Genomic DNA, 15457 nt, shown 5'->3' on the forward strand with positions numbered 1-15457 from the left:
TTATCTATTGTATCTATGTTTATTTATAGTTCTTTTACACTATCCCGTTCTATAAATTCCGGACAAACCAAAATTTTAGTCTTTACAAGCTGCCTGGAATTCATCATCTCTAATACACGATGAACAGCCATTTCTCCCATTGCCTGCTTTGGAACCCGTAAACTGCTTAACCTTGGCGAAGATATTTCAGAAAAAGGCAAATCATCAAATCCAACCATTGATACTTCATCCGGTATCTTTATTCCTGCCTCTTTCATCGCTTTCATCGCTCCTAGTGCAATCATATCATTGTCTGCAAAATATGCTGTTGGCAATTTAGGATTTCTTTTCAAATAAAGCTTCATATCCTGGTAAGCACCATCCATTGTTGTAGATAATAATACAGTATACTCCGGATTATAAACTAATTGACTTTGTTCAATTCCTTTTAAGTAGCCACATTCTCTTGCCTGAAAGCTCTTGATACGGAAACTGCCTTTCAAATAACCAATGTTCTTGTGTCCTTTACTTACCAAATAACTAACTGCTTCTGCAACAGCGTCCTCATTGTTAATTAAAATTCCATTATACTTCATACTGTTATGCCAATAATCTATAATTAACAACGGACATTCTGTACTTTCAAAAAAGCGAAAATCCTGATCCAGCAGTTCAGCTCCAACTAACACTAAAGCAGAAGAGTCCTCTTCAACCAGGTTCTTAACCTGTTTTTCAAAATCCATATCTCTTCGGTCTAAATAGTAAATAACCATTTCATATCCATTTCTTTTACATTCTTTCTGAAATCCATCCATTATCATTGTAAAAAATGGTGTATCATCAATAATTAAACCATTTGTTTTATACATCACAAATCTTATTTTCTTTACAGTGGCTTCTTCATAATATCCTAGCTCTTTCGCCACTTGAATAATTGTTTCAGAAGTAGCGGAATTCACACCTTTCTTTTTATTCAGAGCATTGGAAACGGTCGCTGGAGAAAAACCTGTAATTCTACTAATTTCACGAATCGTCGCTTTCATATTTTACACCCTTTTCTCTTTTCTGCTTCTAAACATTATTATAAATGTTTTATTAGATTGTTCAAGTATTTTTCAAGTTTTATCATCAAATATAGCATTATATATTATATTTTTGTTTTTTATTTGTATAAATTGCACAATACTTTTCTCTTTTTATCTATTTTCTATTCTTTCTAATCTAAACGTTTATATAAACGTTTAGATTAATTTTCAGCATAAAAAAAATAGAAACAAAAAAACTTCAAGAAATGTAATATTTAGTTACATAACTGAAGTTTTTTCTTTCTAATTTTTTAATTTTTTTACAGTATCCCGTTCAATAAACTGAGTACATACTTGTGTCTTTGTAACAATCGTATCTCTTTTTTCAATTAGTTCCACAAGCCGTCTGACCGCAATTTTTCCCATTTCCGTATTAGGAACCCTGACTGTAGATAATCGTGGTGACGAGATTTCGGAAAATGGTAAGTCATCAAATCCAACAATCGAAATATCCTCTGGAATCCGATACCCCTGCTCCTGAAATGCTTTCATTGCTCCAAGTGCCATCAAATCATTGTCTACAAAAAATGCTGTAGGAAGTTTTGGATTCTTTTTTAAATATCCTACCATATCCTGATACGCTCCGTTTAATGTCGTTTTAACAGTATAAACGTATTCGTCATTGAATTTTATCCTGTGCTTTCGCAAAGCAATTTGAAATCCGGCAAAACGAGAACGAAATCCTTTAATCCGATAATTACCCCGAATATATCCAATCTCCCTATGTCCCCTATCAATTAAATACTCCGTTGCCATTCTCGCAGAATCTGCATTGTTAATTAATACTGCATTAAATTCCATTGACTCTGTCCAATAATCTAATACAACAATCGGACAAGTTGCTTTTTTATAAATTTCCAAATCTCCATCAAGCATTTCTGTCGCTAAAATTACAATTGCACTCCCCGCTTCTGTAATCAGGCTGTTTACCTGCTTTTCATAATCTGCATCTCTTTGATCGACATTATAGATTACCATTTCATATCCATACTGTCTGCACTCCTGCTCAAAACCATTGATAAGAGATGGAAAAAATGGAGTGTCCTCTACAATCAATCCATTTTTATGAAAAATTACCAGTTTAATTTTAGTGATAGAGGATTCATTAATATAGCCTACTTCTTTCGCCACTTGAAAAATCTTAGCTGATGTTTCTTTGTTGACACCTTTTTTATGGTTTAAAGCATTGGAAACGGTTGCTGGTGAATAGCCTGTCATAGCACTAATATCTCTTATGCTCACTTTCATAGAACTTTAAATAGCTCCTTTCCATCCACATATTTATTCTTTTATAATCATAGACATCTTTAATGCTGCTATATAAAGCTCCCTCAAGCTAAAATAGCAGCACCTGTCCTGTTAGAAAATGGCTCTATTATATTTCATTTCCTTTTTAATTCGTAATTCTTGATTCTAAAAACTCTTTTTCTTTTGACATAGACGCATCATCTGGGTATGTTTTCAAATAGGATTCACATACTTTCAACGCCTCATCAAAGCGAGAAAGCCTTTCCAGCGCTACAACCTCATTATACTTCAAAGGCTTCATCCACTCTGTATTTTTTATTTTCTGACCTTTTTTAAATAGTTCCAACGCCTTTTCATAGTTTTCTTTTTTCATATAACAATTACCATATTGGTTATAAACAAGTCCTAAGTCTTGTGTTGTTTCTTCACCAAGTAATTTTTTGAAACATTCAATCGCCTTATCATACTTTCCTGATTTATAATAAGCATCACCTAAGAAATAATAAGCATCTTTTATCCCATTGTTAATAGCTTCCTTAAAGCCAGCAATTGCCACATCATATTGTTCCATATAATAATACACTTTGCTCAAATTAAACTTATATTCATCACCTTTGCCAGAGATTTCTCTTGCTGCTTCCAAAGTTGCCGAAGCACCAGCCGTATCTTCAATCTTTACCTGTGCAAAATATTTGCCAAAATATAATTCAAAATTTTCTTTATCTAGTGCAATTGCTTTATCAAAATCTTCAATCGCCAATTCATAGTCACCCATTTTTTGGTCAGCCAATACTTTGTATTTTAAAATGTCCAAATCAATTTCACTTAACTCATCAATATCTAATGCGTATTGAAACAGAGAAACTGCTTTCTTGTAATCACCTTTTTTATAATAAGCAATTGCCTGGCTCCGATAAACTTTTTTATTATTTTTAGAAGCTTTTGAATCGCCGGCATCGTTAAATGCCTGGTCAAATTCCTTAATCGCCTCGTCATATTTTCCTTCTTCCAAATAAGTTCCGCCCTGTTCATAATGTTCTTTTAATTCATCTTTTCCGCATGAACAACATAGCATAACTGCCATACCTACAATAAAACATCCACGATAAATTTTTTTAAACTGCATGCTTTTTTCTCCTGTACTTAATATTTTTTCTTTCATTATAACACTAATAAGATATTTCAAACAACTCTTTTCTGGGAACAATTCACAACAATCAAAATAATCATTTCCAATTCACTCTGCTATATAATCCTGAAAACCAGCTGAATATTCTATTGTCCCATCATTTTTAATCCAAACAGCCTCTGTATTCTCCATTTTCTCAATCATCGCCTTACCTTTTTCTACTGGCATATTATAAAGAGCCGTAGACAAAGCATCCGCTGTCCCTGAATAACTGGATAAAACCGAAACAGACGCACAATAATTTGCCGGCATTTTTGTATCCGGGTTAATAATGTGATGATATTTCTTGCCATTTACGACATAATATCTCTGATAGTTTCCACTTGTAACAAAAGACTTATCTTCTAGCTTTACTTTTAACACATATGCCTGTTGACTGTCCATATCTGGATTTTGTAATCCAACTCTCCAACTCGTTTCATCATCTCTTGTGCCAATCGCACATATATTCCCACCTACACTGATAAGAGCTTTCTTCATTCCAATCTGCTTTGCATAATTACCTACCCGTTCAACTGCATATCCTTTTCCAATTGCACCTACATCCAAAGACATTTTTTTATCTTCTAAATATACGGTCGCTTTTTCTTTATCAATCTTAACTTTTTTAATATCCGTATGTTTCGAAGCTTGATTTAACTCATTCATAGTAGGAAGCTTTGCATGTTCCGGACTGTTAATTCCATTTGTACGATAATCATGCCAAATTGCCAACACACTGCCATAGGCAATATTTACTTTTCCATCCGTTAAATCATAAAGCTCAATTGCCCGTTCTAACAGTTCAATAATTCGTTTGTCCACTTTAACAGGTTTTATTCCCGCATTATCATTTATTGTCTTTATATTGTTAATTCCTTTATAAGTATCATAAATATTATAGAGTTCATGATATGTCTCCAGCTCTTTTTGCAGCTGTTCCACCTTCTGCTTAAAGTCTTCCTCACTCTCCTCATATCCAACAATTGTTGTAACCGTATCAAACAAATCCAAAAATTGTGCTTCGTATTTTGTAAGTTGTGATTTTCTCTCACAGCCTGATATAAACACAGCAAATACACTCAATACACAAATAATACCAATTAGCCTTTTCGTTATCTGCTTCAGCTTCTTCACCTCATTTTTAATAATCATTTCTGATTTACAAGGGCTGTCATAAGACAACCTATCCTATAACAGCCCTAAATCATTCTCTTTATTTTATTATAGCGGATTTATTCTGCACTCTCAACTGATTTTACAACATCCGTGATAAAATTACCAATATGAATTGTCACAGAAGCTAATAAATCATTATCTGCTGCTTTTCCTTCCTTCATCGCGATTCCATTTACTTCTTCTGCCGTCTTTCCAACCACATAATCAGCAAATGCCTTCGCTTGTTCATTCCATTCTTTTCCGATAGAAGATGCACTCTTCATTCCATACGTTTCTCCAAGCTCATCTTTTGTTAGGACTTCATTCTCAATATCAGTTGTAATTGTTCCTTTTTTGTCAAATCCAACTTTCGCCTGAGAACCATCAATATAACAGCTTGTAATTACTCCATTTTCATCTACTGTCGTTACAGTATAAGAAGAATCAATCTGAACCACTCCATCTTGGTCTTTTGTTGCATCAGAAGAGCTTGCCATAGATGTATTGATTGCAAGTCCTAATCTATCCCCTGTCTTCGCACCAAGGTTAGATGCATTCTGAACAGCTTTTTCTACCACTGTTTTAAAGTCACCAATATGAATCGTCACGGAAGCCAATAAATCATCATCTGCTGCCTTTCCCTCTTTCACCGCTATTCCATTTACTTCCTCTACAGTTTTTCCAACTACATAATCAGCAAATGCTTTTGCCTGTTCATTCCACTCTTTTCCAATAGCAGAAGCACTTTTCATTCCATACGTTTCTCCAAGTTCATTTTTTGTTGAAAATACAGTGTTTTTATCAGTTGCAAGCGTTCCCTCTTTTGTAAAATCAGCCTTTGACTGTACTGCATCAATCACACATTTTGTAATTACTCCATCTTCGTCTAATGTGACAGCTGCTGCAAGAGAATTAGCAACTGCCTGTCCATTCTCATTTCCTGCCTCTTTTGAATCATTTAACTTTGTTACAACTGCAAATCCTGTTTTCATTTGTTGTTCTGTTTTGTTTTGATTCTCCTTTTCTTCCTGCCCTACATTAGTTTCCGTCTGAGTATTATTATTGTTTGATGAATTTTCATTGGAAAGATTCGATTTACAGCCTGCCATAAGTGAAACTGTCAACATCATACTAATTCCTAATACTATCTTTTTTTTCATTTTTCATTCCTTGCATAACAAATTGATAAACAAATCTATTATACATTTTCCTTTCTCTTTATTATTATATTTTCTTATACTTTCTCTTTATCTCTAAATTCCACAAAGGAATATTAATAAAACATCTGCTCCCATAATAATCACATAATTCTTAATCGAGCATAAAAATGTAGTTTCTTTTCTTTGCTCCTTTAAAAATACTTTTATATTTTTCCAAACAGGAACAATTGTAATAAAAAACAAACTGTAAAAGGTCGGAAGTATTCCAAGTAAAATCATAGCAGCTGCTGCCACATAAACGATATAATATAAAAACTGAAATAAAATAAACGCTTTTTCCCCGAGATAATAAGGCAATGTATACCGTTTTACTTCAATATCCTTCTCTAAATCGCAGATATTATTCGCAAGCATAATATTTGCCGTTGTGCAAATCGGTGCAATTGATAGAAAAAAAATTGGTATCCATTCCCTCCACATAATCATAAAAGACAAACTTTCCAAAGTAAACTCGTAGGAAAGAAAATGGTTCTCTGGCATATTAATATAAAATAAAATAAATGGAATCAAGAATCCATAAAAAATCCCTGAAAATATTTCACCCAGGGGCTGTCTTGATATTGGAACCGGACCATAGGTATACAAAATTCCACACAAAAAACAAAGCCCTCCAAGAAAAAATACAACCCAATCTGTCAGCCATGCTAAATAAAGTCCTAAAGCTGCACTTGCAAAAAATAACACATATATAATCAGCAATGCCCTTTTTCGCTCAAACTGTAATTTTTGTGTATTTGTTTTTGTATCAATATAATTATTAACTGCCGTTGTAGTTAAATCAAATAAAAACATAGATAAGAAGAACACTACTGTAAGTCTTCCATTGATTGGCTGATCAATATAAAATAAATAAGCACATGTCATAAGAAAGGCAAATATACTTGTAATTTTTGTTTTTATTTCAACATAACTTAAAAAATTCCAAACCAGCCCTGCTTTCATACTATTATCCTTTCCGCTGCAATCCAAAATATGCTTTTTCTGCTAATTTAGTAAGCTTCTCTTCCTTTTCCTTTGACAAATCTAACGCTTTAATTGTCTGAATCGCTTTTTTTAAATACTGCTTTGCAATTCGCTTTGTAAAAAAGATTCCACCTGCATGATAAACCGCCTCATTGATTTCTTCCCTCATAAGTACTGTTTTTTCTGCTTTTTCACGAAACCTTTTATCTGCATTTAACGTATAAATAAGAGGAAGCGTAATAACCCCCTGCTCATAATCAGATTGTACATTTTTCTTTGCTACAGTTTCTTTTTCCTCAAAATCAATGCAGTCATCTGTCAATTGAAAAATCATCCCAACATAACGTCCTAAATGACGGTATAAACGAAGCTTTTCCTCGTTCTTTTCCGCCAATACAGCTCCTCCATAAAAAGAAGCTTCAAACAAGGCTGCCGTCTTACCGCTAATAATACTTAAGTAACGATACATTGACAAGTTGAGATTTCCATTGTTTCTATGCTGTAAAAGCTCTCCTTTGCAAATTTGATTAATGTAATTTGGAAGATAATATGTTTCATACTCGTTCTTTGTTTCTGCTTTAACAATCTCCTGCAAAGCAACGGAAAGAAGATAATCTCCACAAATAACTGCTGTTTTTCTTCCAAATTTCTTTTGCATTGTCTTAATTCCTCTTCGCATATCTGCTTCGTCTATAACATCATCATGTACAAGCGTTGCTAAATGAAGAATTTCAATTGCCGTAGCAAAAATTACAGCATCTTTATGAATCAAGTTATTTTCATCCATCGCACAGCTTAATAAACTATGTGTCCGGATAAATTTACCCCGTGCTTTAGAAAGATATGATGTATAAGCTCGAATAATTTTAGGAGCGGTTGTTAAAATCTTATCAACTCTGAACACAACTGCTTCAAATGCTGTATCATATTCCATCCTTGTATCAGTCATGATAAATATACCACCTTTTCACAAACGGAATCTTTTTCCATTGTTTCTTTAACCAAGGCATTACGTAATAATCCAAACCAAGTGTCCTTCCTCCACCAATCAGTAACGCAATACCTGCAAAAATCATCCAAAATGTATTCAAATATAATCCTGTTGTGCATACAAACATAAATTGTAAAATCAAAGATACTACTGCAACTGGCGTTGTAAGAAAACCTCCCATTAATGCAAACCCAATTCCAATTTCAATAAGTACAATCGTTATCTGCATAAAAATCTGCATTTCATCACTGGATAATACAATCGTATCGACAAACCAATTAATAAGAGGGACATTTAATTGTATTGCATAATCCGCTAATCCGGAAGCAGCAATCTCCTTCCCACTTACCATTGATATATCAAACAAACCCAATATATTATAACTAAATATAGCCACTCCGCTTGAAACTGCCTCTGCTGCTCCTGTTGCCTGTGCCGTTGCATCAATGGCACCAGTCGCTTGAGAAATTGCGTCTAATGTGCCTGTTGCATTGGACATTCCATATAAAATTTGATCAAACCAAGTTCTGGCACCGCCAAAAAACCCAGTCAACATTGGATTCTGAAACCAGCCTTCTAAAATTTTCAAAATTCCTTCAAATGCCCAAACTGCCCCAAGCCAGACTCTCAATGGAACTAATAAAAAGCTCGGTGTCCGGTTAGAAAAATGGCCGCCCACAAAGCTCCTGCAATGGCGAACTGTAAAAAATTCATGCTTTGTATAACTAAATACCTTGTTCCAACCAAGTACCTGAATAAAATAAATAATATTAATCAGATGTTTTGCAAACATAGCAAAAAAAGAAGGAAGATTAAACATATGATTTGGCAGTCCGACTCTTGCTACACCATATCGTCCCCCAACCGAAACCATTACCCCATGAAAAGAAGGTTTATATACTTGCATTTCTTTTTTTCCAGTTATTGAAACCGTTATATTATGCGCCGCCACATCAGCACTCTGTTCACAATTTTCTACCATTTGAGGTACCGGTGATTGTTCTCCTTCCGGAATATACATCATATTATCACCTACAACATAAACCTCTTCCCGCTCAAGAGAGCGAAGATACCTGTCAACCTCAATGCGTCCTCTTCCAGAAGCCGTTAACAGTTTGGAAGTTTCCTTTGTAATCTCTGCACTTTCGATTCCGGCAGTCCATATAACTGTTCCGGCGGGCTTTCTATGAATTTCTTCTCCTTTTTTTAGTACAATAAAGCCATCTTCTATCCCAACAACACTTGTTTCTAATTGAACTGAAACCCCCATCTTAGTCAATCTTTTCTCTACCTTTGCAGATAATTTTTCTGGAAGAATTGGCACAGTCCGTTTCAAAATATCAACATCGACAATTTTTACCAAAGAACGCTCAATCTCAAATTCTTCACAAAGAACCGGTATATATTCCCCTAATTCTCCCGCCATTTCTACACCAGTAAAACCAGCTCCTACAATATAAAAACTAAGTAATTTTTTCTTTTCCTCCAGATTTGTTTCGCAGGAGGCTTTACGAAACTGAGTTAAAATCCGCTCCTTTAGTAGAACTGCATCCTCATAAGACCAAAGCTTATAAGAGAACTCTTCTGCACCCGGTACACCAAAAAAAGTAGGTTTTGACCCTGCTGCCAATACTAAGTAATCATATTCATATACTTTTTCTTTTCCATAAACCACCTGCTTATCAAACTCAATATGACTTACTGTGTCTAAAATAACATTTACATTTCTTCCGGCAAATATTTTTTTCAGGCTCATTTTAATACTATCCTCTTCCACGCGGTTTGCCGCCACCTCATGAAGCTCTGTCAACATAGTATGAAAAGGATTCTTGTCAATAATAGAAATGCTGACTTCTTCCTTACGCAATTTTTTTTCAAGTTTTTTTGCGGTCAGCACACCTGCATAGCCTGCACCTATTATTACAATTTTTTTCATTGCATTCTCCTCTTTCTTTCTAAAATAAGTCGTTTTTCGACAGGTTATTTTATCATGATATTTTTTATTCTTCCGTAACATTGTTACATAAGCAGTAATTTCTATATCTTTTTTAACCCGTCAAAATCTAGAATGTCAATCTTTCCTCTTGACAATGAAACAAATCCAAGCTTTTCAAATTTCTTTAACAGCCTCGATACAACTTCTCTCGCAGTTCCGATGTCATTTGCCAATTCTTCATGTGTAATAAAAAGCACTTCGCTTTGATTCCACCTGCTGTGAGCGATTAAACTATCAGCTAATCTTTTTGAACTCTTTGTAAACGCAAGATTTTGAACAACCGAAATCACTGCCTGCAAATGTTTCATTCCAACTTGCCAAATAAATTCACTTACTGCACTACATTCATCCGATAGCTTTTTGCAAATCGTTTCCGGAACCCAATAAACGACTGAATCCTCCTCTGCTTCCATATTAATATCAATCTGCCCATCGCTCATCATAGAAAATACACTCCAGATATTTAAATTTTTATTTTCAATCCGATATAGTGTTATCTCGTTCCCATCACTTGTAGAAAGAAAGACTCTAATTCTTCCACTTATAAGAATCTTTAGACCAGCATCTTCTTTTTTTACATGATATACTTTTGCTCCTTTCTGAAACAAAAGTTGTTCTAAAGATTTTACTACTAACTGTCTATCTTTTTCCGATAGAAAATACCAAAATGGCAGTACATTTTTTAACTCTGTTTCCATCTCTGTCCTCTTTACATAATTATTTAAATTTTTCTTTTATTTAAATTGTTCCCCCAAATTTAACACCACAATAACAACTTCATTTTTTTAGCAAATTGCACAATAATATAGTTCTTTTTTCTCCATTTTTATTTGTATTTTTTTCTTTTCTCTTGACATTAGTTTATTGAAAGCAAAAACCGCAAACCAACAATCAGGAGGTGAAATTATTATTAAATCCGGTATTTGTTTTCTTACAACAATTAAGTACATAGCATTTGAACATTTTTAAGAAAAAGTGAAAAGAGGAGGATATATGAGACGTTTACTAAAACAAATTTCAGCGTTTGCATTAGCTTCGCTAATCGCAGTCACCGGTCTTCCAGCTGTTCATACATACGCTGAAACATCAGAGCCAAAAACGGAAACAAATATGAATGGGGTTACTTTACCAGATGGATACCATAATAGGAAGGTCGTGGGGTACTTTCCTAACTATGCCTTAAACTTAGAACCACATAAAAATTTTAGTATTACAGATTTGCAGTGGGATAAATTAACTCATGTCCAATACGCATTCGTTGTTGCTGACGAAAATACTTATGAACTAGTCCCTTCCGATCCTAAAAATGACGTTGAAAGTACATTTGACGGAAGAAAGTTTTATCACAAAGGAAAAGAAATCAAAATGGATAATTCATTAGACTATAAAGGGCAGTTTAATCTAATGAACCAAATGCAAAAACAATATCCAAATGTTACTGTATTAGCTTCCACAGGGGGCTGGGCTGCCTCCAGAACACTTTGGAAAGTAACAGATAATGAGGCAAATATGAAAAAATTTGCAGATTCTGCAGTCAAATTCATTCGTAAATACGGATTTAATGGTATTGACATCGACTTTGAATATCCATCGGAAACAAGCCAGTCTGGCAACCCTGCAGATTTTGACTTATCCGAACCACGAAGAAAAGGAATCTCCGAACGTTATACCCAATTTATCCATATTTTGAGAGATACTTTGGATGAAGCTGCAAAGCAAGATAACACCTATTACTGGCTTACCTCTGCTGTATCTGCTTCTTCCTGGGTACTGGGTGGTCAAACAAGCAGTGAATTTCTCGATTACTTAGATTTCGTATCGGTTATGTCATATGACTATCATGGGGGATGGAATCAATATGTAGAAAATCAGGCAAATCTGTTTGCCGACCCAAATGATACAGAAACAATTAACATGGCACTTCCTACATTAGGCTTCGACTGGTCTTATCACTTCTATCGTGGTGCTGTCCAATCTGAAAAAATTTTAATGGGTGTTCCTTATTATACGAGAGGATGGACAAACGTATCTGGCGGTACAAATGGACTTCACGGAACTTCCAAAACCCCTGCTGTCGGAAATGAAAATATTTGGCACGATGACGACGAAAATGGCAAAGAGATTCCAGCAGGTGCTAACCCATTATGGCATGTTCTTAATTTAATGAAAAAAGATTCCAATTATAAAAAATATTGGGACAATGTTGGAAAAGTTCCTTATGTATGGAACGATGTAAATAAAACGTTCCTCACATTTGAAGACGAACAATCCATTCAGGAAAGAATCAATGTTGTAAAAGAAAATAACCTTGGCGGTGTTCTAATCTGGGTTATGCATGGTGATTACAGTTATGATGAAGAAAAACAAGAATACACCGTTGGCGATACCTTAACATCTATGCTTTATAATCGGTTAACTCAAATGGGACCTGCCAAAGTAACCAGTGACATTGACGTTAATGCCGAAACAGCAGACTTTGATGTTAAATTTGGTGGAAAATATGACCATCCAAACTATACCTATGAAATTTATTTAACTAATAATACAGGGGAAGATTTAAAAGAGTGGGAACTTTCCTTTGATTTACCAAAATCAGCTGTATTTTCTTCTGCATATGGTTCTACATTCTCTGTAAAACCAAGTTCGAACAAAGACTTTAATACCGTTACTCTAAAAGGACAAAGCTGGAACGGTCTTCCAAACGGAGGTACCGCAAAATTACAAGGTGCAATCAAGTTAAATTTTGCAGGCGTTAAAAACTTTAAACTAAATGGAAAATCTATGAAATCAGAGGTAGAAGCTGAAAGAAAACGTCTTGGAATGGAATCTTTGCCTCCAATTGAGAAACCAGACGTTACTCCTACTCCAACCGATAAACCAGATCCTACTCCTACAGAAAAACCAGAAGTTCCCCCAGTAGCAGACGACCATGCAACGCAGGCACCTGCAGTTCCCGCTGTTACACATGATAATTGGGATAAAGGAAATAATTTCACAATTACATGGAATCTTTGGTGGGGTGAAAATGCCTCTAGCGCAGAGATTTATGAAGATGATGTGCTAATCGACTCCAAGACACTAACTCCAAATTCTCCTAACGCTCAATCAGGAAAATTTGCATTTAAAGATGTTAAGTCCGGAACTCATACTTATAAAATTGTATTAAAAAACAACAAAGGAAGCTCTAGTGCTTCTGTAAACGTAACGGTAAATTAACAGAAACAAAATCTATATTTAAAACTATAAAAAGGGAACCTTTTGAATCTGTATTTTATATCACTTCATTAAAAAAAAGGTTCCCTCACTATTGAAAATACGCTGCTTTTATATGAGATTTCTACTTTTCAAAATTTGATATCACTAAGTCTCAGAACTATTGTTTAATATCTTCTTTACCTTTCCCTTTAATCTCTGAGTTCTTGCATTCATACAAACAGAATTGACACAAAAGAGTTCTCCCATCTCCTCCATTGACAATCTGTATTTGTATTTTAATTGAATCATTCGGCACTCGTCTTCCGTTAATTGCTCTTTCAACAAAGTAATATATTGCTTTAACCGGATATTCTCGATTACTTCCGCCTCAATATCTGTCGAATCAACCGCATATAGCAGGCTTTCTAAATCTTCGCTATTCTGCCGTAACTGAAGATGTAATCCCCGATTATAATTGTAGCAAATATAACGAGCTGTCTGTGCCAACCAAAGTTTTGGATTTTCTCTTTGTTTTAATCCTTCTTCCTTTTCTATAGCTATCAAAAACACTTGATGTACGCAAGATTCGATTTCACCGTTATCTCGGATATAAAGCTCGTTCTTCACAATATGATACAGATAATTATAGTACTTTTCATACAATGTAAGAATAAAATTACTCTCCACAGCTAACACCCCTTCACTGTTTTGCACTTCACAAAAAGCAGCTACTTAGAGTTTACAGTTATTTACATCCTTCGAACACTGTATTTTATGTGATTTTTAGTTTATTCTTGTTCTTTCATTTACTTAATGTGTAAGAATATCCTTAAATGGTCTTTCCCTTATATCCAACAGCAAATTTGGAAAGATGATTCGTTGCAAAACTAATCGTCTTTGATTCTCTAGAATAAACAGAATTTGGTACTTCCACTGCCTTACCATTTGCATTAATATAATAGATAACTAAGTTATCTGCTTTCTCCTTCGCAGCTAATTTGTAAGGAATAGATACCCTAATTTTCCCCTTTCCAAATTTAGTAATCTTTTTCCCAGTTTTATCAGTGATACTAAAACCATAAATAGGACGCTTACCTATCTTCTTCTTTGTGCTTGCAGATAAATCATTGGCATTTACCTTAGTTATTGTTATATCCTTCGTTGACTGTTTTCGAATTTCCTTTAAGGCATTCAAATCAAGTGACGTAGTAACCATACCACTACTAACACCCACTTCCCCAACACGATTTTTCATTAGTTCTGCAATTGTCGCTTTTGGCAGATTGAAAGCAAACTCCTTTGCTTTCTTGGTATCTACTTTTACTGTTATAGCAACGTCATCTGTTTCTTTCCCATTCTTTTTTGCTTCTGCCTGTTGCCTTTTGATAGCACTATTTGCCACAGAGCTGCTCAGTGTCGCCGTTGCTTTATCTCCTTGGTATTTAGCTTTCACTGTCGTAATAGTCTTTGTTGACGTTTTTGGGAGTTCTGTTGCCCCCGGAGGAGTTATACCAGAATTATCCTCTTTGGCACCGTTATTGCCATTGGATGGGCTTCCACCGTTCGATAAATTATCTCCATCGGATGTACCTCCACCGCTCGATGAATTGCCTCCGTCAGACATACCTCCACCACTCGATGAATTGCCTCCGTCAGATGTACCTCCACCATTTGGTGAATTACCTCCGTCAGGTGTACCTCCACCACTCGATGAATTGCCTCCGTCAGGTGTACCTCCACCACTCGATGAATTGCCTCCGTCAGATGTACCTCCACCACTCGATGAATTGCCTCCGTCAGATGTACCTCCACCACCATTTGAATCAGATCCAGAAGAATTAGAATCTTCTATAGGCCGTCCCTCCAGCCTACCACTGCCAATAATTTTACCATTGTTCTGAAAATCACCTTCATTGCGGATAGTCCCATTATTTTCTATAGTTCCACGATTAATCAAAGTACCCTCGCAAGTCAAGATAGATCCGTCTGAAATAGCAAGTTCTGTATTCTCTGAAATAGTCATTGTAACCCCTTTTGGAATTGTCGGATTTCCTTTGACTTCCCAGTTATCATCTTCCCGTTTCAGAATAGCATTATCGAAGGTCTCACCAACTGCTACACCGACTAACTCCACATAACCATTTGTATTACCTACGACATTGCCATTCTGGCTGCCTCCATAAACATTCACTACTGTACCACCTGTCACAGTCACAGAAGTGTTACCTGCGATATCACCATCTTCGCCGCCGCCATAGACATCAGCTACTCGACCACCTGTCATAAAGATGCTTGTGCTCTCTACTTTCTCATCCTCAGCACCACCATAAATGACATAATCCTCTAAATTAGCGGTCTCTTGTACCCCCTCTGTGTCCAAATCCAAATGTACCGCTTTGAACTATCATAGCTATAACTAAAATCAGCGATAGAACTCTCCATCTTAATGTGCTT

12 protein-coding genes are annotated in these 15457 nt (G+C 35.3%); 1 reads left to right on the plus strand and 11 read right to left on the minus strand.

Annotated features, from left to right (window positions below; genetic code table 11):
- Window positions 1-23: 23 nt before the first annotated feature.
- The 9 genes from FYJ58_RS00195 to FYJ58_RS00235 all read right to left on the minus strand — a co-directional run bounded on the left by FYJ58_RS00195 (window position 24) and on the right by FYJ58_RS00235 (window position 10506).
- Window positions 24-1022, minus strand: coding sequence for a LacI family DNA-binding transcriptional regulator (locus tag FYJ58_RS00195; protein ID WP_154515459.1), 999 nt, complete (start codon window positions 1020-1022; stop codon window positions 24-26).
- Window positions 1023-1307: 285 nt separating this feature from the next.
- Window positions 1308-2312, minus strand: coding sequence for a LacI family DNA-binding transcriptional regulator (locus tag FYJ58_RS00200; RefSeq protein WP_154515462.1), 1005 nt, complete (start codon window positions 2310-2312; stop codon window positions 1308-1310).
- 145 nt (window positions 2313-2457) lie between these two features.
- A complete protein-coding gene (locus FYJ58_RS00205) occupies window positions 2458-3438 on the minus strand; it encodes a tetratricopeptide repeat protein (protein WP_205839113.1) in 981 nt (326 codons plus the stop codon).
- A 111-nt stretch (window positions 3439-3549) separates the two neighbouring features.
- Window positions 3550-4635, minus strand: coding sequence for an FAD:protein FMN transferase (locus tag FYJ58_RS00210; RefSeq protein WP_154515468.1), 1086 nt, complete (start codon window positions 4633-4635; stop codon window positions 3550-3552).
- 80 nt (window positions 4636-4715) lie between these two features.
- Window positions 4716-5798 carry a hypothetical protein gene (locus FYJ58_RS00215; protein ID WP_154515471.1) on the minus strand — a complete coding sequence of 361 codons (1083 nt, stop codon included), beginning with the start codon at window positions 5796-5798 and terminating at the stop codon, window positions 4716-4718.
- A 93-nt stretch (window positions 5799-5891) separates the two neighbouring features.
- Window positions 5892-6827: a UbiA family prenyltransferase gene (locus FYJ58_RS00220; protein WP_235912516.1), complete on the minus strand. Its 936-nt coding sequence runs from the start codon at window positions 6825-6827 to the stop codon at window positions 5892-5894.
- The gene (locus FYJ58_RS00225) at window positions 6805-7770 is read right to left on the minus strand and encodes a polyprenyl synthetase family protein (protein ID WP_154515474.1); all 966 of its coding nucleotides are present in this window, start codon (window positions 7768-7770) and stop codon (window positions 6805-6807) included. The genes FYJ58_RS00220 and FYJ58_RS00225 overlap by 23 nt, the downstream gene beginning before the upstream one ends.
- Window positions 7763-9748, minus strand: coding sequence for an NAD(P)/FAD-dependent oxidoreductase (locus tag FYJ58_RS00230; RefSeq protein WP_154515477.1), 1986 nt, complete (start codon window positions 9746-9748; stop codon window positions 7763-7765). Before FYJ58_RS00230 ends, FYJ58_RS00225 begins: the two co-directional genes overlap by 8 nt.
- A gap of 101 nt (window positions 9749-9849) precedes the next feature.
- The gene (locus tag FYJ58_RS00235) at window positions 9850-10506 is read right to left on the minus strand and encodes a Crp/Fnr family transcriptional regulator (RefSeq protein WP_154515480.1); all 657 of its coding nucleotides are present in this window, start codon (window positions 10504-10506) and stop codon (window positions 9850-9852) included.
- Window positions 10507-10801: 295 nt separating this feature from the next.
- Between FYJ58_RS00235 and FYJ58_RS00240 the strand changes: the two genes are divergently transcribed.
- A complete protein-coding gene (locus FYJ58_RS00240; RefSeq protein ID WP_154515483.1) occupies window positions 10802-13024 on the plus strand; it encodes a glycosyl hydrolase family 18 protein in 2223 nt (740 codons plus the stop codon).
- A 144-nt stretch (window positions 13025-13168) separates the two neighbouring features.
- Here FYJ58_RS00240 and FYJ58_RS00245 read toward each other — a convergent pair whose 3' ends face one another.
- Window positions 13169-13690, minus strand: coding sequence for an RNA polymerase sigma factor (locus FYJ58_RS00245; protein WP_154515486.1), 522 nt, complete (start codon window positions 13688-13690; stop codon window positions 13169-13171).
- A 142-nt stretch (window positions 13691-13832) separates the two neighbouring features.
- Window positions 13833-15389 carry a hypothetical protein gene (locus tag FYJ58_RS00250; protein ID WP_154515489.1) on the minus strand — a complete coding sequence of 519 codons (1557 nt, stop codon included), beginning with the start codon at window positions 15387-15389 and terminating at the stop codon, window positions 13833-13835.
- Window positions 15390-15457: the final 68 nt, after the last annotated feature.

Origin of the sequence: Velocimicrobium porci, assembly GCF_009696045.1 — a bacterium.
GTDB lineage: Bacteria > Bacillota > Clostridia > Lachnospirales > Lachnospiraceae > Velocimicrobium > Velocimicrobium porci.

What these genes read in the sequence shown, in the direction of transcription:
- FYJ58_RS00215 (WP_154515471.1), bottom strand. Translation starts at nt 5,798, where the DNA reads ATGAAAAAAAAGATAGTATTAGGAATTAGTATGATGTTGACAGTTTCA.
- FYJ58_RS00235 (WP_154515480.1), bottom strand. Translation starts at nt 10,506, where the DNA reads ATGGAAACAGAGTTAAAAAATGTACTGCCATTTTGGTATTTTCTATCG.
- FYJ58_RS00195 (WP_154515459.1), bottom strand. Translation starts at nt 1,022, where the DNA reads ATGAAAGCGACGATTCGTGAAATTAGTAGAATTACAGGTTTTTCTCCA.
- FYJ58_RS00225 (WP_154515474.1), bottom strand. Translation starts at nt 7,770, where the DNA reads ATGACTGATACAAGGATGGAATATGATACAGCATTTGAAGCAGTTGTG.
- FYJ58_RS00210 (WP_154515468.1), bottom strand. Translation starts at nt 4,635, where the DNA reads ATGATTATTAAAAATGAGGTGAAGAAGCTGAAGCAGATAACGAAAAGG.
- FYJ58_RS00205 (WP_205839113.1), bottom strand. Translation starts at nt 3,438, where the DNA reads ATGCAGTTTAAAAAAATTTATCGTGGATGTTTTATTGTAGGTATGGCA.
- FYJ58_RS00240 (WP_154515483.1), top strand. Translation starts at nt 10,802, where the DNA reads ATGAGACGTTTACTAAAACAAATTTCAGCGTTTGCATTAGCTTCGCTA.
- FYJ58_RS00200 (WP_154515462.1), bottom strand. Translation starts at nt 2,312, where the DNA reads ATGAAAGTGAGCATAAGAGATATTAGTGCTATGACAGGCTATTCACCA.
- FYJ58_RS00230 (WP_154515477.1), bottom strand. Translation starts at nt 9,748, where the DNA reads ATGAAAAAAATTGTAATAATAGGTGCAGGCTATGCAGGTGTGCTGACC.